The organism is Pseudomonas sp. PvP027, from assembly GCF_017833005.1.
In the GTDB taxonomy this organism is placed as follows: Bacteria; Pseudomonadota; Gammaproteobacteria; order Pseudomonadales; family Pseudomonadaceae; genus Aquipseudomonas; species Aquipseudomonas congelans.
Window position 1 is genome coordinate 965,269 of sequence record NZ_JAFIBK010000001.1, and the last position, 23,192, is coordinate 988,460.

Here is a 23,192-nt window from a genome sequence, read left to right on the forward strand (position 1 = left end):
ATACCGCTAGGACTGCCGCATCGGCAAGGCTACAATCGCCAGCCGCGTTTCCAAGACCGATATTCGACGATGCCGATCTGCTCGCTACATCCCCTGCCCTACAGCGCCGACCCGATCGCGTTCTTTGCGCGAATCCGCGAAGCGCCGGGGGCGGTGCTGCTCGACAGCGGCAGGCCGGCAGCCGTGCGCGGCCGACATGACCTGCTCAGTGCATGGCCGCTACAGGAACTGGGCATTGCCGATGGCGAGGACGGGGCCGCCTATCTCCAGCGCTTGCGCGACAGTCTCAAGGCGCTGGGCACGGCACAGCTGCCTGACGGATGCGAGCTGCCCTTCGCTGGCGGCCTGATCGGTTATCTGAGTTATGAGTTTGGTCGACGCCTGGAGCCTTTGCCGGATCAGGCCATTGACGACCTGCAACTGCCTGAGGCCCGTCTGGGGCTCTACGCCTGGGCGCTGATCAGTGATCATCAGGAGCAGACCAGCCAACTGATTTTTCACCCGTCCCTGGCCTCAAGCGAGCGCAAACGGCTGATTGAGCTGTTCTCTGTCGATATCCCTGAGCCGCACACGGAATTCCGCCTCAGCCAGCCGTTCCAGGCCAGCATCAGCGCGGATAGCTATCGCCAGGCCTTCGAACGTATTCAGGCCTACATCCAGGCCGGTGATTGTTACCAGGTGAACTTCGCACAACGCTTTCAGGCGCAGTGCGTGGGTGATCCCTGGGCCGCTTATTGCGCGTTGCGAGCAGCTTGCCCGACGCCGTTCGCGGGCTACCTTAGCCTGCCGGGAGCCGATGCGATTCTGAGTCTTTCGCCAGAGCGCTTCGTACGGGTCAGCGACCGGCAGGTCGAAACCCGCCCGATCAAAGGCACGCGGCCACGCAGCGCGGACCCGGCGCAGGATGCCGTTTTCGCCAGCGAACTGCTGGCCAGCGACAAGGACCGCGCAGAGAACCTGATGATCGTCGACCTGCTGCGCAACGACCTGGGCCGCAGTTGCCGCATCGGCTCGGTGAAAGTCCCCGAGCTGTTCAGCCTCGAAAGCTACCCCAACGTGCACCATCTGGTGAGCAGCGTGACCGGAGAGCTGGCCGCTGGCAACGATGCACTGGACCTGATCGGCGGCAGCTTCCCCGGCGGTTCCATCACCGGCGCGCCGAAGATCCGCGCCATGCAGATCATCGACGAACTGGAACCGACCCGGCGCAGCCTGTATTGCGGCTCCTTGATGTATCTGGACGTGCGCGGCGAAATGGACAGCTCGATCGCCATCCGCAGCCTGCTGGTCAAGGACCGACAGATTTCCTGCTGGGGCGGTGGCGGCATCGTCGCCGATTCCGACTGCGAAGCCGAATATCAGGAAACCTTCACCAAGGTTCGCGTGCTGCTGGAGACGCTTGAGGCGCTCTGAGATCGAGCTTCTGAGGGAGCTAACCGCTGCGCCTAAAGCACCAGATCCCGATTCGAGGCCTTGATGAACTCTTTCTTCAGGTCATCAAAAGTGTGCACCGCCGGAAACTGCGGGAATTCGCGGATCACGTTGTCGGGAGCGTGGAACAGGATGCCGGCATCGGCCTCGCCCAGCATGGTGGTGTCGTTGTACGAATCGCCGGCAGCGATGATCCGGTAATACAGGCTCTTGAAGGCCAGCACCGACTGACGCTTGGGGTCTTTCTGGCGCAGCTGGTAACTGACCACCCGGTCGGTCTCGTCAGTGATCAGGCGATGACACAGCAGGGTCGGAAAACCCAGTTGCCGCATCAATGGCTGAGAGAACTCGTAGAAGGTGTCCGAGAGAATCACCACCTGAAACCGCTCACGCAGCCAGTCGACGAATTCCACAGCGCCCTCCAGCGGTTTGAGGGTGCCGATCACTTCCTGAATATCCGCCAGTTTCAGACCATGCTCATCAAGAATGCGCAGGCGCTGCTTCATCAGCACGTCGTAATCGGGAATATCACGCGTGGTTGCACGCAGCGATTCGATACCGGTTTTTTCGGCAAAGGCGATCCAGATTTCCGGGACCAGCACACCCTCCAGGTCCAGACAGGCAATTTCCACAGCTCACTCCTCAGACCATTCACTTGCAACGGAAGCGGCACTCTAGCCGCTGGCAACGGCCACTGAACAGCGGATTTTGTTACCATTGCCGCCATCACGAGCGCTTAAGCGCCACTCTTGCATTTTAGGAAGCCGCCTGATGAGCCAACCTTTCGACGTCGCTGAACTGGCGACGACCTATGCGAACAAATCTGCACAAGACATTCTGAAACTGGCCTTCGAACATTTCGGCGACGAACTGTGGATCTCTTTCAGCGGTGCCGAGGACGTGGTTCTGGTCGACATGGCCTGGAAGCTGAACAAGAACGTCAAGGTCTTCAGTCTGGACACAGGGCGCCTGCATGCGGAAACCTATCGTTTCATCGAGCAGGTCCGCGAGCACTACAAGATCGAGATCGAGATCGTTTCGCCCGATCACAGCAAGCTCGAACCTTTCGTCAAGGAAAAGGGCCTGTTCAGCTTTTACCGGGACGGCCATGGCGAATGCTGCGGCATCCGCAAGATCGAGCCACTGCGGCGCAAACTGTCCGGCGTCAGCGCCTGGGCAACCGGCCAACGCCGTGATCAGAGCCCCGGCACTCGCAGCGCGGTTGCCGCAGTGGAAATCGACAGCGCCTTTTCGACAGCCGAGCGCACGCTGTACAAATTCAATCCGTTGGCACAGATGAGCAGCGAGGAAATCTGGGGCTACATCCGCATGCTGGAGCTGCCCTACAACAGCCTGCACGAGCGCGGTTTCATCAGCATCGGCTGCGAACCCTGCACCCGCCCGGTATTGCCGAACCAGCACGAGCGCGAGGGTCGCTGGTGGTGGGAAGAAGCCACGCAGAAGGAATGCGGACTGCATGCGGGCAACCTGATAGCACGCAACTGAACCCGCTAGAGGCAAGCCTCTAATTGCAGGCTAAAAGTCAAAGCGCGTACGGCTCTGACTGATAGTCTGCAACTGCTACTAGTGCACCGGCAACTCGACGTTGGCAAACAGCTCTTCCATTTCCTGTTTGTTATGGCACTGAATCGCCTTGGCCATGACTTCGCGGGTCAGGTGCGGCGCAAATTTCTCGATGAAATCGCACATGAAGCCACGCAGGAAGGTGCCGCGACGGAAAGCGATTTTTGTAACGCTGGACTCGAACAGATCACTGGCATCGAGCACCACCAGGTCGCTGTCCACTGTTTCGTCTATCGCCATTCTTGCCACGATGCCGACGCCCAGGTTCAGCCTGACGTAAGTCTTGATCACGTCGGCATCCGCCGCCGTGAACACGACCTTGGGCACCAGCCCGCGATGACTGAACGCCTCGTCCAGCTTGGAACGGCCGGTGAAGCCGAAGACGTAAGTCACGATCGGGTATTCGGCCAGCAGTTCCAGCGTCAGCTTCGGCGCCTTGGTCAGCGGGTGACCCTGCGGCACGACAATGCAACGGTTCCAGCGATAGCACGGCATCATCACCAGATCACTGAACTGCTCGAGGGCCTCGGTGGCAATGGCGAAATCAACCGTCCCGTCAGCGGCCATTTCGGCGATCTGCATCGGCGAGCCCTGGTGCATGTGCAGCGCGACATCAGGGTATTGCTTGATGAAGTTGCTGATCACCGGCGGCAAGGCGTAGCGCGCCTGGGTGTGAGTGGTGGCGATAGACAGCGTGCCTTTTTTCTCGTTGGAGAACTCCTGGGCAATCTGCTTGATGCTCTCGACCTTGCGCAGGATCTCGCCCGCAGTCGTGATAATGCGCTCGCCTGCAGGTGTCACACGCGTCAGGTGCTTGCCGCTGCGGGCGAAAACCTCGACGCCCAGTTCGTCTTCAAGCAGACGGATCTGCTTGCTGATGCCGGGCTGGGAGGTGTAAAGGCTCTGGGCCGTCGCGGAAACGTTGAGGTCGTGGTGCGCCACTTCCCAAATGTAGCGCAGTTGTTGGAGCTTCATATGTATCCCTCAAAGCAGATAAACCCTATGGGTATCGGCGACGGTATATAACTGGATTAATGGTGAGACGAATAATTCTAGAACTTTTTATCACCTTTGTAAGGCGATCGCACGCTCGATTTCATTAAAACCACCAATTGAACCTTCCCCCTTACCCCCGCCCCTTTTTCAACATCATCGGAACCATGTAAACCGGCACGTCGGAAAACTGCAGGACCCGTGCAGCCGTCCGGCCTATCGAGGTGCCCTCTTCCATCCCGCGACTGTGACTGCCAACCACAAGCAAATCCACGTTCAGCTTGTGCGCCTGTTCGAGAATCACGCTGGCTGGCTCGCCCTGAACGACACGCACCGTACGAATCAGAGAAAGGTCCGAGTGCCCTTCCCCCAGTTCTTCACGAAACCCGTCGAGCATTCGTTGCTCTATCCCACTCAAAAATGCATTCACACCTTTACCGTGAAGTTCTTCCAGCGCTTCATCGCCCAGGTAACTCTGCAGCACCGACTCGGCAAACAGGCCCAGAGGCTCGACAACATGGATGACATAAAGCTCGGCGTTGAATGTTCGAGCCAGCGCCAGCGCGTGCTGCGTTACATAAGGCGCATACAGACCGAGGTCTGCGGCATACAGCATCGAACGAACCATGCAACCTCCCATACAACCGGAATGGCGGAGATTGACTCAGCGTAGCAGCGCATCATCGGCTGCGACGGCGGACTTCTCAGCCTCCGTCGGCAAGCGGCACTATTTCGTTGCTGATACCGTGCGGAACGTGCCCCGTCGCCACCACGTCACGCGCTTTCTCGCAGTGGCCGGGTTGATCGTCGAAAAACACATCGGCGGCAAACGCCTCAAGGAAGGCCGACTTTTGCAAACCACCGAGAAACAGCGACTCGTCCAGGCGAATGTCCCATTCGCGCAAGGTACGGATCACGCGCTCATGGGCAGGCGCCGAGCGAGCCGTGACCAGCGCGGTGCGAATCGGGCAACTCGCGTCGGGAAACTCGCGCTGCAGTTGATTGAGCGCGGCGAGAAACGGCTTGAAGGGCCCGCCGCGCAATGGCTCGCGGGCCCACTCACGTTCGCTGGCCTGAAAGGCCGCCAGTCCGCCGCTCTGGTACACCCGCTCGGACTCGTCGGAAAACAACACCGCGTCGCCATCGAAGGCGATCCGCAACTCGGCGCTGGCTGCACGCCGGGCGCCGCCCGAAAGTATGGTCGCCGCTGCAAAACCGGCATCCAGGGCGCTGCGCACATCCTCGGCATGCGTCGAAAGAAACAGGTGACAGCCAAACGCTGCGAGATAAGGGTAAGGACTGCGCCCGCCGGCAAAGGCGGCGCGGCTGATGTCGAGGCCATAATGCTGAATCGAGTTGAAGACCCGCAGCCCGGTATCGGCACTGTTGCGCGACACCAGCACCACTTCGACGCGCGCCTTTTCCAGGCTGGCATTGAGGCTCAGCAGTTTTTCAACCAGCGGAAAAGCATCGCCCTGCGCAAGAATCTCATCCTCATGTTCAATCTGATACTTGCGGTAGGCCTCGACCCCATCGGCCATGTACACCTCATGACTGTCGCGCAGATCGAACAGTGCGCGCGATGAAATCGCCAGTACCAGCTTGTGGTCTTCAGCTTCTGTCATGAATCACTCCTTGCTTGCCGGGCGATTACCCCGATCGACGAACGCCAGTGCCTGATAAAGCGCCCGTACGCGAGGCATGTCAAACCCGGCGGCAAGCGCCGCTGCGAGGGGCCGGGCATAAATGGCCTCCAGCTCCAGCGGGCGTTTTTCGGCCAGGTCGTGGTACATGCTGGGCCTGTAATCCGGCATGCTTTCGGTCACTGCAAACAGATGCTGCGCGAAACCCGGCGGCAAGATATGGCCACAGGCCTCGGCGCCCTGCACAACCTCGTCCATCAGCGCCCGGATCAAGGCCTGGCTGTCAGGGTCGGCCATCAATCGGCCGGTACTGGTCTGCAACAAAGCCGACAACCCGTTGTAGGGCACATTCCAGACCAGCTTCTGCCAGCGGGCCTGCTGCAGATTGGCCATGACCGGGGCGTCGATGCCGGCCGTCTTGAACAGGGCTGCACAGGCTTCGACGATCGCCATGCGGCGCGCCTCGTTGTCCGCCGGCCCGCTGTGATAGCCGATGCTGACCGCGCCGAAGGCTTCATGGGCGACGACGCCGGGCGCAACCCGATTGACGCAGACGAAACACAGCCCGCCGAGTATGTGCAAGCTGTCGGGCAGGACGTTACGCAGCTGGTCTTCGACAGCCAGACCGTTCTGCAACAGCAGCACGCTGGCGTCCGGTGCAGCCGCCTGGAGAATGATCGGACCGAGCGCGGCATTGCCGGTGCTCTTGGTGCCGACCAGCAGCCAGTCACAAGGCGGCATTTCAGCCGCCGAACGATAGGCCTGAACGGGCTTGAGGGACAGCTCGCCATGCACAGCGCTTTTGACCTGCAAACCTTCGCGCGCCACCGTGTCAAACTCGCTGCGCAGCAGAAAATGCACATCGTATCCGGCACGCGCCAGCATCAATCCGTAAAAGCCACCGATGGCACCCGTACCGATGATGCCGACGCGCGGACGACGGAAATCAACACTCATGACCTCTCCCTTGACTGTCTCGCTATTTGCGGCCGTACACTATCCGTCGCAGCGGATTGTCTTGCAATAAGGCAGCACATCTCGGCCAGCGACCAGCCGATAGCTCGTTTACTTATTGTCGAACAACGCGATAACGCGCTAAGGTTCGGCTCCCCGCTGCGCTCAAACCTGCTGGGCACCGCCGCACGGGGGACCGTTGGCGGCCAGTACCCGCGACCTGATGAGTAACACGATGGCTGATTTACCGATTGACGACCTCAACGTTGCCTCCAACGAGACTCTGATCACTCCGGATCAGCTCAAGCGCGACATCCCCCTGACCGATGCTGCCCTGCAGACCGTCAGCCAAGGCCGCGAAGTGATTCGCAACATTCTCGATGGCCATGATCACCGCCTGTTCATTGTGATCGGCCCGTGCTCGATCCACGACCTGAAGGCAGCCAAGGAGTACGCCGAGCGTCTCAAGGCGCTGGCGGCAGAAGTGTCTGACACGCTGTATCTGGTGATGCGCGTCTACTTCGAGAAGCCACGCACCACGGTAGGCTGGAAAGGTCTGATCAACGACCCGTACCTGGATGACTCGTTCAAGATCCAGGATGGCCTGCATATCGGTCGCCAGCTGCTGCTGGATCTGGCCGAGATGGGTCTGCCCACCGCCACCGAAGCTCTGGACCCGATCTCCCCGCAGTATCTGCAGGACCTGATCAGTTGGTCGGCCATCGGCGCGCGCACCACAGAATCCCAGACTCACCGCGAGATGGCCTCGGGCCTTTCCTCGGCAGTCGGTTTCAAGAACGGCACCGACGGCGGCCTGACGGTTGCCATCAACGCCTTGCAATCGGTATCGAGCCCGCATCGTTTCCTGGGTATCAACCAGGAAGGCGGCGTGTCGATCGTGACCACCAAAGGCAACGCCTACGGCCACGTAGTGCTGCGCGGCGGCAACGGCAAGCCCAACTATGACTCGGTCAGCGTCGCGCTCTGCGAACAGGCCCTGAACAAGTCCGGCATTCGCCCGAACATCATGGTCGACTGCAGCCATGCTAACTCCAACAAGGACCCGGCCCTGCAACCGCTGGTGATGGAGAACGTCGCCAACCAGATCCTGGAAGGCAACGAATCGATCATCGGCCTGATGGTCGAGAGCCATTTGAACTGGGGCTGCCAGGCGATTCCCAAGGACCTGTCGGAATTGCAGTACGGCGTGTCCATCACCGATGCCTGCATCGATTGGGAAAGCACTGAAAAGACCCTGCGCAGCATGCACGCGAAACTCAAGGATGTGCTGCCGGCTCGCAAGCGCAAGTGATTGCCTGACCGACTGCACCGCAATAACGAAAACGCCGAGCAGATGCTCGGCGTTTTTCATGCTGACTGTTGGTAGTTAAAAAGCGTCAGAGTTTGGCGGCCTGAGACTGCAGATCATGCAGTTCCATGTAGCGCTCGACATAAGAGCAGGACGGTATGACGGAATAGCCCATGCTGTCGGCATAGTCGAGCGCCTCCTTGGTCAGGGCGGCGGCAATTCCGCGACCCCGCAAGGCGTCGGGCACGAAAGTCCGATAGAAATCCAGGGTCTGCTTGCCGAGATCCATGTAGGTCAGGTAGGCACGGTGGCCGTCGACAATAATTTCGAAATGGTGGCCGACTTCGTCATGGTGGATGGACAACGCCTCGCTCATCGCTACTCCTCGCGGGTCTTGGAATTTGACCCCTACCTTACCGGTCTTTTTCAGGCGAAGGAACATCTACGCCACCCAGTGTCTGTTTTCGACACCGGTAGAGCACTGCCGATCTCGACGAACATCACGTTGAGATAGTAGGCGCCATTGCCAACTATGCTCAAGCACAGGCGATGTAAAAACACCTGGAAATGCTCGTGTGCCGACCGACAGTCCATCAGGCAAGGGCTCACGCAAACTGTTCTGAACGCTTCAGCAAGGCGTGGGTCCAGTTAAAGTGGATAGTTTTTGTACAGAACGCTTGAGAAGTAACGCGGAACGCTTTCAAAGCGAGGAATTTTAGCAGCTTCTTGCGCCGGGTCCGTTTACTTACTACAAACAATGGGTACTATGTACGCCGGTCGTTTTCTCATTTTCGAGAGATGACTAATTTGAAAAAAAATTCCTTGAAGGTGAACACGATGAACAACGTTCTGAAATTCTCTGCTCTGGCTCTGGCCGCAGTTCTGGCTACCGGTTGCAGCAGCGTATCCAAAGAAACCGAAGCTCGTCTGACAGCTACCGAAGACGCAGCAGCTCGTTCGCAAGCACGTGCCGACGAAGCCTACCGCAAGGCTGACGAAGCTATGGCTGCTGCTCAAAAAGCTCAGCAAACTGCTGACGAAGCCAACGAGCGCGCTCTGCGCATGTTGGACAAAGCCAGCCGCAAGTAATAATCCCCCGGGATTATTGAAAGCCGACCCGGCAACGGGTCGGCTTTTTTTTGCCTGTTTTCTGGCTGGGTGAGTGTCTGCAAAAGCCTGAATGACTGTTCTGCTGTATCAGGAAGATAACTAATTTGTGCCAACGCGGAGCATTGGCATGCAGTTCGTGACGCTCTGCGTTACACGGCGGTTCTGCGATGTCACGCGGATGATTATCGTGCCGACGCTCCGCGTTGGCATGCCGTTCGTGACGCTCCGCGTCACAAGTCTTCAGTGCAGCACAACGTCATGCTGCGCCTGCAGGAGGCCGCCCTACGTGCTTTTCGATCACGATGGTACGAACAACGCAGAGTGCGACGTAAGTGACGGCTGAGTCCTGGCACTGATCCGGGGGTAGCCTGGCAGGACGCCAGGCTAGCCGCACCGGGCCATGGATGGCCCGTTGCGGCGCCCCCCGGATCAGTGACAGGGCGAAGGAACCCGACGAAGTCGGGCCGGAAACGGAGCCAGGGGCTTTGGTCACTTTGGCCCCTTCAAAGTGACTCGCCGAGGGGCGAAAAGGTGACCCGAGTCGAAACCCAATCTACCTGACATCGCATAACCGCTGTGTGACGCGGAGCGTCACGAACTGCATGCCCACGCAAAGCATTGGCACAAGAGCAGGCTGGATTATTGAAAAATCACCGGTTCTTCAGCATTCGCAGGCGCTTTGCCCGGCTCTGCGATTTCCACCGGCATGCCGTCTTCGGCCGCGACCACATCACGTACCACGTCCCAGTTCATGCGCAGGTTATTGGCCAGGTCGTCACGCTTGAGCAGCGCATTGATCACCGCAGTGTGCTTGTCGACCACCGACGGGTTGCCCAGGTCATCAACCGGCGTGTGCGCTTCGAGGTAAACCTTGCCACCGCTGATGCCGAACTTGTAAGGCTCGCTGATGATGCGCACGGTCGTACCGACCGGGGCCATGTCGGCCAGTTCCAGCACGTTATTGTTGTACATGCGGAAACAGCCATGGCTGGTGCGCATGCCGATACCGAACTTCTTGTTCGAGCCGTGGATCAGGTAGCCGGAAAGCCCCAGACCGAACTTGAACGGCCCCAGCGGGTTATCGGGGCCAGCCGGCACCACGTCCGGCAGCGGATCGCCATCGGCCGCATGCTCGGCCTTGATCGAGGCCGGCGGCGTCCAGGTCGGGTTCGGCGTCTTGGCCGTCACCTTGGTTACGCCGATCGGCGAACCCCAGCCTTCACGGCCGACACCCAGTGGGTAGGTGTGCACGACATTCTGCCCCTTGGGGTAGTAATACATGCGGTATTCGGCAAGGTTGATGACAATTCCTTCGCGCGGACCCGGCGGCAGAATGAAACGGGTCGGCAGCACGATGTCCTTGCCGGCGCCCGGCAACCAGGGATCGACACCAGGGTTGGCAGCGATCATTTCCAGGTAGCCCAGATCGTATTGGGTGCCCAGATCGGCGAAGGTGTCTTCGTATTTGGCCTTGATGACCTGCACCTGCCCCACGATGTCTTCGCCGGGCGGCGGCAACGGAAACTCCAGTGCATGGACAGAGCTCGCCGCGCACAGAGCAGCAAGCGACAGACAGCGGGTAACGGCTGGAATGCGCGACAACATCCGGGAAGATCCTTCGGGTAACGACTATAGAGATGAAAACAAGAACTGGAGTGTACACCGGCACTTGCCGGATCGGGGATATCTGCGGCCGGCATTCAGGCAGTCATGACAGCTAGAGTTCAGGCCAGATCGGATTCATCCCCCTGCGCTGAGCGTCCATGATGGCCTTGCACAAGGGGCACAGACGCTCATCGCGCATGGCCTGCAGTTCGACGGCGCGCATTTGCGGCTGGGCCGGCAACAACGTGCCACACAATGTACGGTCGATCGAACCGCCCAGCTCCAACTGGCGAGCGATCAGATGGACGCGCACTTCCTGACAGGCGAACAGATCCAGCTGCTCATCGGGTTCAAGCATTTGATAGGCATACAGGGACCAGGCGGGACGCGGCATGGGGGGCTCCAGATCGGGGGCGCCACATTAGCCGAAAGCCCCCGCCCGGGAAAGCCTCAAAGCAGCGGTTTCAGGCTCGGCCAGACATTTTCCAGCAACTTGCCCTGAGCGGTAGCCGCCGGATGCAGACCATCAGCCTGCATCAGTTCAGGAACCCCGCCTACACCTTCCAGAAAGAAGGGCACGAAGGGGACCTTTTTCTCCTTCGCCAGGTTGCTGTAAACCTCTTCAAAGGCCTTGGTGTAACGTGGCCCGTAGTTGGGCGGGATACGCATGCCCAACAACAGCACCTTGGCACCCGCCGCCTGCGAGCGGTCGATCATCGATGAAAGGTTTTGTTGCAATTGAGCGGGCTGCTGGCCGCGCAGGCCGTCGTTGCCGCCCAACTCCAGAATAACCAGTTCCGGCTTATGCTCTGCAAGCAGCGCAGGCAGACGCGCCTGGCCGCCTGCACTGGTGTCGCCACTGATCGACGCATTGACCACCTTGTCGTCGAATCCCTCCTTGCTCAGACGCTGTTCCAGCAGGCTGACCCACCCCACGCGGGTATCCAGCCCGAAAGCCGCACTGATACTATCCCCAACGATCAATACCGTGCCCGCCAACGCGCCCTGTGACAGCAGCAGTAACCCCAGGCCAGCACTTAAAAACAACGCACGCATCGGATTCTCCATGAGTGAAAGTATTCTCAGTGCCCAAAGCCTCAGCAAAGTAGTCCCCAGCACCGAAGGTGACCTGACCATCCTGCACGAACTCTCCCTGGAACTAAACAAGGGCGACACGCTGGCCATCGTCGGCGCCTCCGGTTCGGGCAAATCTACCCTGCTCGGCTTGCTAGCCGGGCTGGACCTGCCCAGCGCCGGTTCGGTCATCCTTTCGGGGCGCAACCTCAGCGAACTGGATGAAGACCAGCGCGCCAGAGTGCGGGCCGAGCACGTCGGGTTCGTGTTTCAGTCGTTCCAGTTGCTCGACAGCCTGAACGCGCTGGAAAACGTCATGCTGCCGATGGAGCTCGAAGGCCGCAAAGACGCCCGCGAAAAGGCTCGCGACCTGCTGGAGCGGGTGGGCCTTGGCCAGCGCCTGACCCACACGCCGCGTCAGTTGTCCGGTGGCGAACAGCAACGGGTCGCCATTGCCCGTGCCTTCGCTGCCGACCCCGACGTGCTGTTCGCCGACGAACCCACCGGCAACCTCGACAGTCACACCGGCGAACGCATCAGCGACCTGCTCTTCGAACTGAACAAGGAGCGCAACACCACGCTAGTGCTGGTCACTCACGATGAGCGTCTGGCGCATCGCTGCCGTCGCCTGATCCGTCTTGAAGGGGGCCGACTGGTCGCCCCGCTGGAGCCTTGATGGCACGTTTGCCTTTTGCCCGCCTGCTGAGCCTCGCTGTCCGCCAACTGATGCGCGATGCCCGCGCAGGAGAGTTGCGGGTGTTGTTCTTTGCCCTTCTGGTCGCCGTGGCGGCGAGCACCGCCATCGGTTATTTCGGCGCCCGTCTGAACGGCGCGATGCTGCTGCGGGCGACCGAGTTCCTGGGCGCCGATCTGATTCTTGAAGGCTCGAGCCCGGCGCGTGCCGAGCAGGTCGAAGAAGGCAAACGCCTGCAACTCAAGCATGCGCAGATCGTGGTCTTTTCCAGCGTGATTGCGACCGATGCGGGTATCCAGCTGTCGAGCATCAAGGCGGTGGACGACGCTTACCCATTGCGCGGCGAACTGAAAAGTGCCGCAGACTTGTACCAGCCGGAACAGGCTGGCAGCGGTCCGCAACCGGGTGAAGCCTGGGTCGAGGCACGCCTGCTTCCTGCGGTCGACCTGAAGGTCGGAGACGACCTCGACGTCGGCTCCAAAACCTTGAAACTGACCCGCATACTGACTTATGAGCCAGACCGGGCAGGCAACTTCTACAGCCTGACGCCGCGGGTGATGATAAACCTGCAGGACCTCGCTGCCACCGGTGTGGTGCAGCCGGGCAGCCGGGTCACCTATCGGGAAATGTGGAGCGGCGCGCCGCAGGCACTGGCAGCCTACCGCAAAGCCATCGAACCGGGTCTTGAGCCGCATCAGGAAATCAAGGACGCCCGCGATGGCAGCCAGCAGATTGGCGGCGCATTGGGCAAGGCCGAACGTTATCTGAATATGGCAAGTCTGGTCGCCGTCTTGCTGGCGGGCGTTGCCGTGGCGCTGTCGGCATCCCGATTCGCCGCACGGCGCTTCGATGCCAGCGCCCTGCTGCGCTGCCTTGGACTGTCGCGCGGTGAGGCGATGACCTTGTTCAGCCTGCAACTGGCGATCATCGGCTTGCTGGCCAGTCTGAGCGGTGCCTTGCTGGGCTGGCTTGCACAACTCGGGCTGTTCGCGCTGCTGCAGAATCTGCTTCCGGCGACCGTTCCGCCAGGCGGTGTGTTGCCTGCGCTGGCCGGCATGGGCACCGGGCTCGTAGCGCTGGCCGGCTTCGCCCTGCCGCCGCTGGCTGCACTGGGTCGCGTACCGCCGCTGCGCGTGTTGCGCCGCGACATGCTGCCAATCCCCGCCAGCTCCTGGCTTGTGTATGGCGCAGCGCTGCTCGCGCTGGGCCTGATCATGTGGCGCCTGAGCCTGGACCTGGTGCTGACCTTCGCCCTGCTGGGTGGCGGTATCGTCGCTGCGCTGCTGCTCGGCAGTCTGCTGTTACTGGCGCTCAACAGCCTGCGCCGTCTGCTCTCCGGTGCCTCGCTGCCCTGGCGGTTGGGCCTGGGGCAACTGCTGCGTTACCCGCTGGCCGCTGCCGGCCAGTCACTGGCTTTCGGTCTGATCCTACTGTCGATGGGCTTGATCGCGCTGCTGCGCGGTGAGCTGCTCGACACTTGGCAAAATCAGCTGCCCAAGGATGCACCGAACTATTTCGTGCTCAACGTACTGCCGGCCGATAAAGAAAACTTCGCCCAGACCCTGAGCAAGCTGTCCACCCACGCGGCCCCCCTTTACCCGGTGGTGCCAGGACGTCTGACCAGCATCAACGGTGAACCGGTCAGTAACTTCGTGACCAAGGATTCGCGAGGTGAAAATGCCACGCGTCGCGACCTGAGCCTGACCTGGGCCGCCGAACTTCCCGAGGGCAACACCCTGACTGCCGGCAGTTGGTGGAAGGCGCTGCCTGCAGCCGGGCAAAGCGACGCAACGCCCGGTGTCTCGATCGAGGCCAAACTGGCCGACAGCCTGAAAATCAAACTGGGCGACCGCCTGAGCTTCATTGTCGGCGGACTGACCCGCGAAGCCGTGGTCACCAGCCTCAGAGACGTGAACTGGGATACCTTCCAGCCCAACTTCTTCATGATTTTCCAGCCGGGCACCCTCGCCGACTTGCCGACTACCTACCTGACCAGCTTCTACCTGCCACCCGGTCAGGACAAGCAGATCGTCGAGCTGTCACGCGCTTACCCGTCCATCAGCATTCTGGGTGTAGAAGCCCTGCTGGCACAGGTACGCAGCATCCTCGATCAGGTCACCCTGGCCGTGCAGTTCGTCCTGCTGTTCGTGCTGGCCGCCGGTATCGCTGTGCTGTTTTCCGGATTGCAGGCCACGCTGGACGAACGCATCCGGCAAGGCGCACTGCTGCGCGCACTGGGCGCAGAGCGAGCACTGCTGATCAAGTCACGACGCATCGAATTCGGGTTGCTGGGGGCCGCCAGCGGCGTACTGGCGGCCCTGGGTTGTGAACTGGTGAGCTTCGTACTGTACCGCTACGCCTTCTCACTGGAATGGCAACCGCACCCGTGGCTGCTGCTGCTCCCGGTCATCGGCGCCCTGCTGGTCGGTGGTGCAGGCGTATTCGGCACCCGTCGTGCACTCAACGTCAGCCCGCTGACCGTGCTGCGCGAGGGTTGAGGCTGATAACTGGTCTGTGACGCGGAGCGTCAAGAACAAGAGTTGTCCGGCTGGGCGCTCATCTTTCCTGTGGGGAGTGACCGGGGCGGCGATCCGTATTGCTCACGAAGACGATGGTGCAGACGCCCCATTTCGGGTGCTGCACCGGCCTCTTCGCGAGCAAGCTCGCTCCCACGGGGCGTGTACGCGGGGGCTTCACTTCACGTAATCAATCGAATTCACGAACCACAGCTTCTCGCCCTCAGGCGTATTGACCAGCACCTCGTCGCCCACTTCCTTCTTCAGCAAGGCGCGCGCCATGGGCGAGTCGATGGAGATGTAGTCGTTGCGCCCATAGATCTCGTCATAACCGACAATGCGGAATTTCTTGAGATCGCCCGCTTCGTTCTCGATCTCGACCCAGGCACCGAAGAACACCCGCCCTTCCTGCTCCGGCGAATACTGCACCACACGCATGTCTTCGAGACGCTTGCGCAGGTAGCGCACGCGTCGGTCGATCTCGCGCAGCAGCTTCTTGTTGTACTGATAATCGGCGTTTTCGCTGCGATCCCCGAGCGATGCCGCCCAGGCAACCTTTTGAGTGATGTCGGGCCGGTGCTCTCGCCACAGATAATCGAGTTCTTTCTTCAGGGCTTCATGCCCGTCGCGGGTGATGATCTTTGTACTCAAGAAGTTTCTCCAGCCCTGCGAAAATCAGTTCGACAGGCAATAAAGATTCAGCGTCGCGCCACCTCGTGCTGGATGCAGCCGTCGTAATAGACCTTGGTCACTGCATCGGGCTTCAGCCGCGACTCGCTGTCGTAGGTCTGCTCCGTGATACGCAATGCCATGGGCCGCATCCATTGTTTGGCGAACTTGCGCGCCTGCAGTTTCTGCCGCGCGCCATAGCGGGTAACGCCTGACAGCTTGGAGGCCTGTGCACCGCCCGCAATGGTCGAGCCCCAACGACACAGATAACGCTCGTTTTCCGTCGCATTTCTGGCCTGAACGGAAAAAGCCAGCCCGGAAAGCGTCAGGCACGCCAGAGCACAATAGACCAAACGCATGCGAAAACCACCTAATCCTTTGATAAGGCGGCGATTTTGCCTGTCCGCTCACGCGTCGGGGGCCAGCAATATGCCTTCTATGCCAATTGGCTGACTCAGGCGTTCAACCCAGCGTAATCAGGCCCTGCCGGGCAATGCGGGTCAGGTCACGAATCACCTGCCCGACATCGTCTGCCTGCGGCGATTGCACCACGGCGAGGTCGAACTGATCGTCGGCAAAATGGCTCAGCGACTGATGGGTCTCGACGAACTGGATCAGAAATGCACAGGAGCCGCCACGCCGACGGGGCCAGCCGTCGAGATAGCGCAACAGCGTGGGCTGATGGGAGCCGCTGAGGAGGATCTTCGGATTCTTGCGTGACAAGACCGTGCTGATCGGGGAAAGACGAATGAGGGGGCGCAGGTTGTTCATGGTTGTTTCTCTGCCTCGCAAGATCCGCTGGGCAGCGGTGAGAGGCAACACCGAACCAACGTTTTAGCGGTATTTCGACAAGACTTCAGCCTTGCCAGGCGCCCCGCAAGTAGTTGTTAAATCGGCGCTTGAGCACGCATCCTAGAGAAACGTCCCATTCATTGTCAATTGCCATTCATGGCGGGTGCCTGCAAACGCACAAGGCCCGCTACAAGAGCGGGCCTTGCAGAGCAAGCGTAGCCGGTTATCTAGCGATGATACGGTCCAGCGACAACTTGCCTGCTCCTTCGATGAGTACCGCCACGGCCCCGCCGAGCAGCGCCAGCGCGTACTCGTAGCCGTTATTGGCCATAAAGAAGCCGTTGTGGATATGCACGGTAAAGATCGCCACCAGCAACAGCAGGATTACCACTATTGCAGCCGGACGAGCCAGCAGCCCCAGCAGCAAGCCCAGACCGCCAAAGAATTCGGCGCTGCCCGACATCAGCGCCATCAGGTAACCCGGCGTCAGGCCCAGGCTTTCCATGTACTGCGCAGTGCCCTCCAGGCCATAACCGCCGAAGGCGCCGAACAGTTTCTGGCTGCCGTGCGCGATGAACGCGATACCGACGATGACGCGCAGGATGGTCAGGCCGTAACCGGCGCGAGTGGTGAGGACCGATTTGATCAATGTGTTCATGGAGGACTTTCCGTGAGTGATGAGTGATTAACCGCGAGTGGCGCCATGATAATCAAATTCACTCATATAAGAACCGCAAATAACGGCGCATAAAAATCGAAGATATCGATAGTTAGCGTTTTACCGCAGATTTCGGTCCGCTCTTTTCCAGCGAGTCGCGCTCGCGGTCAAAGGCCAGGTAGTACTTGTTCACGCTGTTCACGAACGCCACGACGTTGGCACCGCCCTGCTCCATCGCCACACGCTCGGTCTGGAAAAACCACTGGTTCGGATTCAGCCCGCGACGCCGTGCCTCCTCGCGCATACCCTGCACACGTTCCGGCCCCAGGTTATAGGCGGCCATGACGAATGCCATACGCTCGCGTTCGTTGACCCGGTTACTGGAGAAATACTTGCGCTGGATCAGCGCCATGTAGCGCGAACCGGCCCGGATGTTGTCGTCAGCGCTCTGGATGCTCGGCACGCCCACGCTTTTTGCTGCCGACGGAGTGATCTGCAACAGGCCTGTCGCGCCGCCACTGCCCTTGGCAGTCGGGTCGAGTTTGGATTCCTTGAACGCGAGGGCAGCCAGGTCGAGCCAGTCCATGCCCTGCGCATCGGCATGGCGCTGCAGCATCGGACGCAGTTGCTCCAGTCGCTGCAGGTTATTGCGCACCAGCGGGTTGTTGACCTTGTAGGTATTCTTGTACGCCTGGGCGAACACCTGATCCTGCTGGGCCGACGGCTTATAGTCTTTGAGGAAATCATCGACACTGGCGCGCAGCTGGGTGGCGTTGTCACGTACGAACCAGCTGATATCTCCGTGGGTGGGCAGGGTCAGGCCGCGTTCGATGCGCAGTTTGGGCATGATCCTCGCCCAGCGCTCGGCAATCGGCTGCTCGACCAGCGTCATCGGGTAAATCCCGGCCTGGACCATCTCCAGTACATCCTCGACGGCCAGACTGGGGTCGACCCATTCGATTTTTGCCAGGGGCAGCTTGCGCAGCTCCAGTTGTCGATTGACCTGATGCAAGGCTTCGTCGGCAGCACTGCCGGTGGGCAGGCTCAGTGTCTTTCCAGACAACTGATCCACACGCCGCACACTGCGCTGACCACGAATGCCGACCAGCACCAGAGGCACGTCATGAACGATCGGTGCGCTGGCCTGAATGCCCTTGGCGTCGCTGACATCGAGCAGCTCGCCGGGCGCGATCATGTCGCCTTCTCCGCGCTGCAAAGCGGTGAGCAGCTGGTTCTTGGCCTTGGGGATGACCTTGATCGTGACCTTCTGCCCCGCACGGGAATGACTGTTGAGGTACTGTTCGAAGGCTTGCAGGCGATGGTATTCGACACCGATTTCCTGACCCTTGACGTCGCCGGAGCTGTTACGACTTTGATTGACCAGCACACGCAGCACCTTGCTGCTGCGAATCGCCGGCAAATCGCGCACCTGCACAGTGTGCTGCACGACCTCGGGACCGGTCTGACGAGCAGAAACCTGCAAGGGCAGCAGCGGTAACAGACACAGCAAAGACACAAGCGCGGATCGGATCATTCACTTCCCCAGGGCAATGCCGGAAAGAAACAGGAAAAAGGAAATCTTGAGGTCACGCAGCAGCATCGAGCAGCGAAGAAAATCGTTGAACCTTCAGGTTCAATCGCTTGAATACCCAGCGTTTTCTTGTTGTGGCCAGAGCTCTGGTATGCTCGACAGCCTTCAGCTGGAGGTAGCACCATGCAACTCATCGACATCGGCGTCAATCTGACCAACGCAAGCTTCGCCTCGCAGCGACAGGCGGTACTCGACCGCGCCTATGCCGCAGGCGTCGAGCAACTGGTGGTAACCGGCACTAGTGTCGAGGGCAGCGAACACGCGCTGCAGTTGTGTCACGAGCTGGATGAAAGCGCGCAACGCCTGTTCTGCACGGCGGGTATCCACCCGCATTCAGCCAGCGATTGGACCGGCGACACCGAGAAACAGTTGCATGCCCTGCTCAAGGAAAATCGCGTTCGCGCCGTGGGTGAGTGCGGTCTGGATTACAATCGCGATTTCTCGCCTCGTCCCCAGCAGGAAAAGGTTTTGGAGGCGCACCTAGCCATGGCCGTGGAACTGCAATTACCGGTGTTCCTCCACGAGCGCGACGCCAACCAGCGGCTGCTGGAGATTCTGCGCGACTACCGCGACCGCCTGCCGGCGGCGGTCGTGCACTGCTTTACCGGCGAGCGCACTGCACTGTTCAGTTACCTGGACCTTGACCTGCATATCGGCATCACCGGCTGGATCTGCGACGAACGACGCGGCACCCACCTGCACGCGCTGGTGGGCAACATCCCTCGCGGCCGGTTGATGCTGGAAAGCGACGCGCCCTACCTGCTGCCACGCAGCCTGCGCCCCAAGCCGAAAAGCGGTCGCAACGAACCGGCATACCTGCCGGAAGTCTTGCGCGAAGTGGCCTTGCACCGAGGCGAAACGCAGGAAGACCTCGCACGCCACAGCACCGATTGCGCACGGCAGTTTTTTGCCTTGCCAGTGCTGAAGAACACCTCAGAGGATGAAAATCTGCAGCTTTCTTGACCCGCATCAAGGCTCTCTTCGTTGGCTGAGGCACAGTGATGGCATCTTGCTGCTATCTCAACCGATTACCGAAGAAGACCACTCATGGGCTCATGGCTTGGCAACCTGTCACTGAAATATAAGTTCTGGGCCGTCAACGCGGTCGCTTTCGTCACCACCCTGTTGCTGGTGCTGTACGCCATGCAAACTGAACAACAGGCGCGCACGGATGCGTCGCGTCAGGCAGCACAAGCGCAGGCGCGCCTGCTCGCCGCCTGGCCCGTCGACGCTGCCCTGCCCTCCAGCGATGCATTGCTGACTTACCGCCAGGGCCAGACACCGGTTTTCGATAGCCTTGCGCTGCCGGAACTGGCTGACGCCCGCGACTGGGTTGCGCTGGAAAAACCCGCCGGCGATCGATGGCTGAGCGGTGCGCAGATCATCACCCGCGGCGCCGAACAACGGATTGCGCTACTGGCATTCACCCCGACCTTCATGCAGATCCTGCTGGATCGCTTCACGCATTACGCGATTGCGGTTTTCGTGCTGATGTTATTGATGCTCTGTGCCTCGCAACTGCTGATCCGCTTTCTGCTCAGCCAGCTCAACGCGCTCAAGGATGTGATGCTGCACGTGGAAAAAAGCGGTGACCTGGCTGCCCGTGTTCCCAACCGCAGTGACGATGAGGTCGGGCAGATGGCCAAGGCTTTCAATGCCATGCAGGCCGGTTATCAGCGAGTGGTCAACACCGTTTCGCAAACTGCTGGCCGCCTCGATCAGGGCGCCGCGCATCTGGCCGCGGGCATGAAGGAGGTGCGCCTGGGCATGCTCGGCCAGCAAAGCGAAACCGATCAGGTGGCGACGGCCATCAACGAGATGACTGCCACTGTCCATCACATTGCCCAGCACGCTACGGCCACCCGTGATCAGTCGCAGACGGCTGACGCGCTGGCAGGCAGCGGCAAGGTGGTGGTCGACCGCGTGCAGGTGTCCATCGCGGGGCTTTCCAGCGGCGTGCAGCAAACGGCGGAAATGATCCAGCGCATGGCCGAAGACAGTCAGAAGATCAACAGTATGGTCAACGTCATCCACAGCATTGCCGAGCAGACCAACCTGCTCGCCCTCAACGCAGCCATCGAGGCCGCACGCGCCGGGGAAATGGGTCGGGGTTTTGCCGTGGTCGCCGACGAGGTACGCAATCTGGCGAAGCGGGTGCAGACCTCCACCGATGAAATCACCACGATGGTCTCGACCCTGCAAAGCGGCACCCGCGATGCCGTGGATTTCATGCAGGAAAGCTCGTACAAGGCCGATGAGTGCGTGCAGCAGGCCCGGGAAGCCGGTGATGCACTGGCGGCGATTGCCGGTGCCGTGGCCCAGATGCGCGAAAGCAACACGCAGATCGCCGTCGCTGCCCAGCAGCAGAGCCAGGTCGCCGAGGAGATGAACCGTGCGGTGGTGAGTATCCGCGATGTTACCGAACGCACGGTGATCCAGACGGTTGACTCGGCCAGCACCAGTGACGAACTGGCCACGCTGGCAGGCGAACTGAATGCCGCCATAGGCCAACTCAAGCTGTAACAGGCTATCACCGCGATAGACAGGCTTGACTCGTCAGCCACCTGCGCGCGGGCCTACCCTTCAGGCATTGAACGACGCTTTACGCGTTACCTGAAGAGGACCGCATCATGAACAAGCCACTTTCCGATCTGCAGTTGAATCAATGGCGTGACAGCAACAATAGTCAGGAGCACTCGACCAGTCTGGCCCTGTACCTGATCGCCGTACCGCTGTTCATTCTGGCGGCCCTGCTGATCCTCAACGGCCTGTTTTCCGAAAGCCTTTCATCGGTTGCCATCGGCGTGATCGGCCTGGTGGCGGCGCTGGGTTTCCAGCGTCAGGACGCCGCGCGGGCCGCTCGCAAGCCTTGATGAGGATACCGGTCAGCCAAACACGGTGACCGTCTGGCGACTGATTGCGATCAGCTCGCCGTCGGGGCTCCACAATGCCGCGGCGGTATGACCATAGCCATCGCGGGCATGCTCGATGACTGCGCGGTAGCTGCACCACTGCTGGGTATCGAGCGACGGCTGGGGCTGGACGAACTCAATGGTCCAGGTCAGTGAACTGCCGGGTGCCGGCTTGTCCAGGTGCGGCAACACCGCAGGCGGCCAGGTGTCCACCAGGGCCAGAATGTGCGCTTCGCTCATGGGCGTGGCGTGCGGTTCATCGCGAAAGCGCACGTAGCCGCCAATCGCCGGTGATGGGGTATTGCTGAACGGCATGCCGCCCAACGCCCAGCGGATATCCATGAAACGCAGGTAATCAGGCATCACGCCGCTGGCGAAAGGCAGGTCCGGGCATTCTTCCACCGGTTTGAGGAGCGGCGCGGCCTCTGCGGCAAAGGTGATCATTGATTCCCGAGGGGCACCGAAGCTGCCTTGTATCAGGGTCATCACCTGACCGTTCTGCATAGCGCGTCCAAGCACCTGACTGACTGCTTTGCCATGGCGCAGGATGTCGACCTCGAAAGCGATTGGCACTTCGGGGGCAGCCGGCCCGACAAAGGTAATTGCCAGCGAGCGAACCGGCCGCCCTTCGGGCACCTCTGCACGCATCGCTTCGTAGGTCAGCGCAGCCATCAGCCCGCCAAAGCAGGCACGCCCCTGCGACCATTCGGCAGGGATCGTGACAGAGCGCGGATCACGACGCAGCGCATCGATCAGTTCGGAAAAGGTCATGCTCACTCCACACGTCAACACACAAGGGGATGGATGATAACCATCCTCTTAGTTGACGACAGGCCGCATAATGGCCATTTTTGCGGCCTGAATGACTTGCCTCACGACAAATTACCGGATCAGAAGCAGGCCTTGGCCAAGCGTTTCAGCGACGCTTCGGCCTTGCGTTCGGCACGGACTATGCCGATTTGCCAGCCCGGTATGCAGAGTGCCAGATCGGGTTGCTCCGCAGCCTGCGCCAGCCATTGCAGATGATCGTGCCAGTCGCCCAGTTCGCCTTGTGCGGATTTGAGCCGGGCGCGCATATTTTTGGGCTGATGGCTGAGTTGCGGATAGGCTTCGGCAGCGTATCGCACGCGCTTGATCAGCAAACGCAGGTCATGCCGATCGTGCCCGGGCTCGGCGATGGCCACACGCAGCTTGTGCCATTGCTTGTCCATGCGCTTTTCGATGGTCTTGCGCAGGCCACGCAACATGCCCTGGCGCTGCTGCAGGCGCAGCATTTCCGGGAACCGGTCAATCAGCTTGAGCAGACGGGTCAACTCGGGCGAGCTGGCGACCTTTGGGCAGGCGGTTTCCAGGTAGCGGTTGCGTGTAAACGCGGCCTCGTTCAAACCCTGCTCTTCAAGAAACCCGGCGAGCACCTGCATGTCACGCAGCGGCGTGGTCAGTTGGCCGACCGCCTTGGCCGCCTCTTCCAGCTCTGCCGCACTCGGATTTTCCCGCAGGGGCCGCAGTACGCTGCGCAGACGGCGCACCGTGGTACGTAAATCGTGCAGCGCTTCGCTGTCAGTCGAAACGGCAAGACGTGCCTGACACGCGAGCAATTTGACATCCAGCGCCAGCACTTCGGCGACCAGATGATCCACCATTGAAGACATGCAAT

25 protein-coding genes are annotated in these 23,192 nt (G+C 60.4%); 9 read left to right on the forward strand and 16 right to left on the reverse strand.

From position 1 onward, the window contains the following. Positions 1–69: 69 nt before the first annotated feature. Positions 70–1,413, forward strand: coding sequence for an aminodeoxychorismate synthase component I (gene pabB / locus JOE33_RS03770; RefSeq protein ID WP_122528657.1), 1,344 nt, complete (start codon positions 70–72; stop codon positions 1,411–1,413). A gap of 32 nt (positions 1,414–1,445) precedes the next feature. Here the strand turns inward: pabB and thrH are convergent, their stop codons facing one another. Next, positions 1,446–2,063: a bifunctional phosphoserine phosphatase/homoserine phosphotransferase ThrH gene (gene thrH / locus JOE33_RS03775; RefSeq protein WP_010429370.1), complete on the reverse strand. Its 618-nt coding sequence runs from the start codon at positions 2,061–2,063 to the stop codon at positions 1,446–1,448. A 139-nt stretch (positions 2,064–2,202) separates the two neighbouring features. Between thrH and JOE33_RS03780 the strand changes: the two genes are divergently transcribed. Further along, positions 2,203–2,937, forward strand: a complete 735-nt coding sequence (locus JOE33_RS03780; protein WP_010429366.1) for a phosphoadenylyl-sulfate reductase — start codon at positions 2,203–2,205, stop codon at positions 2,935–2,937. A gap of 78 nt (positions 2,938–3,015) precedes the next feature. On the opposite strand, the gene cysB is transcribed toward JOE33_RS03780, so the two are convergent. The 4 genes from cysB to JOE33_RS03800 form a co-directional block, all read right to left on the reverse strand. Then, positions 3,016–3,990 carry an HTH-type transcriptional regulator CysB gene (cysB, locus tag JOE33_RS03785; protein WP_010429364.1) on the reverse strand — a complete coding sequence of 325 codons (975 nt, stop codon included), beginning with the start codon at positions 3,988–3,990 and terminating at the stop codon, positions 3,016–3,018. A gap of 151 nt (positions 3,991–4,141) precedes the next feature. Then, on the reverse strand, positions 4,142–4,636 hold the full coding sequence (locus JOE33_RS03790) for a universal stress protein (RefSeq protein ID WP_032614535.1): 495 nt from the start codon (positions 4,634–4,636) through the stop codon (positions 4,142–4,144). Positions 4,637–4,712: 76 nt separating this feature from the next. Next, positions 4,713–5,633, reverse strand: a complete 921-nt coding sequence (locus JOE33_RS03795; protein WP_003406772.1) for a 5'-nucleotidase — start codon at positions 5,631–5,633, stop codon at positions 4,713–4,715. Between the two features lie 3 nt (positions 5,634–5,636). Next, positions 5,637–6,608, reverse strand: a complete 972-nt coding sequence (locus JOE33_RS03800; protein ID WP_010429352.1) for a putative 2-dehydropantoate 2-reductase — start codon at positions 6,606–6,608, stop codon at positions 5,637–5,639. Positions 6,609–6,840: 232 nt separating this feature from the next. Between JOE33_RS03800 and JOE33_RS03805 the strand changes: the two genes are divergently transcribed. Beyond that, positions 6,841–7,917 carry a 3-deoxy-7-phosphoheptulonate synthase gene (locus tag JOE33_RS03805; protein WP_003315709.1) on the forward strand — a complete coding sequence of 359 codons (1,077 nt, stop codon included), beginning with the start codon at positions 6,841–6,843 and terminating at the stop codon, positions 7,915–7,917. 85 nt (positions 7,918–8,002) lie between these two features. Here JOE33_RS03805 and JOE33_RS03810 read toward each other — a convergent pair whose 3' ends face one another. Beyond that, the gene (locus tag JOE33_RS03810; RefSeq protein ID WP_010429350.1) at positions 8,003–8,290 is read right to left on the reverse strand and encodes a GNAT family N-acetyltransferase; all 288 of its coding nucleotides are present in this window, start codon (positions 8,288–8,290) and stop codon (positions 8,003–8,005) included. Positions 8,291–8,751: 461 nt separating this feature from the next. On the opposite strand from JOE33_RS03810, the gene JOE33_RS03815 reads away from it, so the two are divergent. Next, positions 8,752–9,003 (forward strand): Lpp/OprI family alanine-zipper lipoprotein, encoded by a 252-nt coding sequence (locus JOE33_RS03815; protein WP_003347084.1) that lies wholly within the window; start codon positions 8,752–8,754, stop codon positions 9,001–9,003. A gap of 660 nt (positions 9,004–9,663) precedes the next feature. Here JOE33_RS03815 and JOE33_RS03820 read toward each other — a convergent pair. The 3 genes from JOE33_RS03820 to JOE33_RS03830 form a co-directional block, all read right to left on the reverse strand. Next, a complete protein-coding gene (locus JOE33_RS03820; protein ID WP_003423665.1) occupies positions 9,664–10,629 on the reverse strand; it encodes a L,D-transpeptidase family protein in 966 nt (321 codons plus the stop codon). Positions 10,630–10,741: 112 nt separating this feature from the next. Further along, positions 10,742–11,023: a hypothetical protein gene (locus tag JOE33_RS03825; RefSeq protein WP_003315714.1), complete on the reverse strand. Its 282-nt coding sequence runs from the start codon at positions 11,021–11,023 to the stop codon at positions 10,742–10,744. Between the two features lie 56 nt (positions 11,024–11,079). Beyond that, complete coding sequence (locus tag JOE33_RS03830) at positions 11,080–11,685, reverse strand: arylesterase (protein WP_010440639.1); 606 nt, start codon at positions 11,683–11,685, stop codon at positions 11,080–11,082. Between the two features lie 10 nt (positions 11,686–11,695). On the opposite strand from JOE33_RS03830, the gene JOE33_RS03835 reads away from it, so the two are divergent. Further along, entirely contained in the window at positions 11,696–12,379 is a 684-nt protein-coding gene (locus JOE33_RS03835; RefSeq protein WP_003406778.1) for an ABC transporter ATP-binding protein, read from the forward strand. Continuing rightward, positions 12,379–14,895: an ABC transporter permease gene (locus tag JOE33_RS03840; protein WP_187625705.1), complete on the forward strand. Its 2,517-nt coding sequence runs from the start codon at positions 12,379–12,381 to the stop codon at positions 14,893–14,895. The genes JOE33_RS03835 and JOE33_RS03840 overlap by 1 nt, the downstream gene beginning before the upstream one ends. Before the next feature lie 195 nt (positions 14,896–15,090). Here JOE33_RS03840 and greB read toward each other — a convergent pair whose 3' ends face one another. The 5 genes from greB to JOE33_RS03865 form a co-directional block, all read right to left on the reverse strand. Continuing rightward, entirely contained in the window at positions 15,091–15,564 is a 474-nt protein-coding gene (greB, locus tag JOE33_RS03845) for a transcription elongation factor GreB (protein WP_010440634.1), read from the reverse strand. Positions 15,565–15,611: 47 nt separating this feature from the next. Then, complete coding sequence (locus JOE33_RS03850; RefSeq protein WP_010440631.1) at positions 15,612–15,941, reverse strand: hypothetical protein; 330 nt, start codon at positions 15,939–15,941, stop codon at positions 15,612–15,614. 103 nt (positions 15,942–16,044) lie between these two features. Further along, the gene (locus tag JOE33_RS03855; RefSeq protein ID WP_010440628.1) at positions 16,045–16,353 is read right to left on the reverse strand and encodes a hypothetical protein; all 309 of its coding nucleotides are present in this window, start codon (positions 16,351–16,353) and stop codon (positions 16,045–16,047) included. Positions 16,354–16,597: 244 nt separating this feature from the next. After that, positions 16,598–17,032 carry a DoxX family protein gene (locus JOE33_RS03860; protein WP_010440626.1) on the reverse strand — a complete coding sequence of 145 codons (435 nt, stop codon included), beginning with the start codon at positions 17,030–17,032 and terminating at the stop codon, positions 16,598–16,600. Positions 17,033–17,144: 112 nt separating this feature from the next. After that, positions 17,145–18,566, reverse strand: coding sequence for a transglycosylase SLT domain-containing protein (locus JOE33_RS03865; protein ID WP_122578534.1), 1,422 nt, complete (start codon positions 18,564–18,566; stop codon positions 17,145–17,147). 180 nt (positions 18,567–18,746) lie between these two features. On the opposite strand from JOE33_RS03865, the gene JOE33_RS03870 reads away from it, so the two are divergent. The 3 genes from JOE33_RS03870 to JOE33_RS03880 all read left to right on the forward strand — a co-directional run bounded on the left by JOE33_RS03870 (position 18,747) and on the right by JOE33_RS03880 (position 21,496). Then, positions 18,747–19,586, forward strand: coding sequence for a TatD family hydrolase (locus tag JOE33_RS03870; protein WP_122693813.1), 840 nt, complete (start codon positions 18,747–18,749; stop codon positions 19,584–19,586). An 84-nt stretch (positions 19,587–19,670) separates the two neighbouring features. Beyond that, complete coding sequence (locus JOE33_RS03875; RefSeq protein ID WP_187625706.1) at positions 19,671–21,146, forward strand: methyl-accepting chemotaxis protein; 1,476 nt, start codon at positions 19,671–19,673, stop codon at positions 21,144–21,146. 107 nt (positions 21,147–21,253) lie between these two features. After that, positions 21,254–21,496, forward strand: a complete 243-nt coding sequence (locus tag JOE33_RS03880; RefSeq protein ID WP_187625707.1) for a hypothetical protein — start codon at positions 21,254–21,256, stop codon at positions 21,494–21,496. Between the two features lie 12 nt (positions 21,497–21,508). Here JOE33_RS03880 and JOE33_RS03885 read toward each other — a convergent pair whose 3' ends face one another. Both JOE33_RS03885 and JOE33_RS03890 read right to left on the reverse strand, forming a co-directional pair. Continuing rightward, the gene (locus tag JOE33_RS03885; RefSeq protein ID WP_187625708.1) at positions 21,509–22,306 is read right to left on the reverse strand and encodes a thioesterase family protein; all 798 of its coding nucleotides are present in this window, start codon (positions 22,304–22,306) and stop codon (positions 21,509–21,511) included. 119 nt (positions 22,307–22,425) lie between these two features. Beyond that, complete coding sequence (locus tag JOE33_RS03890) at positions 22,426–23,178, reverse strand: CHAD domain-containing protein (RefSeq protein WP_010440615.1); 753 nt, start codon at positions 23,176–23,178, stop codon at positions 22,426–22,428. Positions 23,179–23,192: the final 14 nt, after the last annotated feature.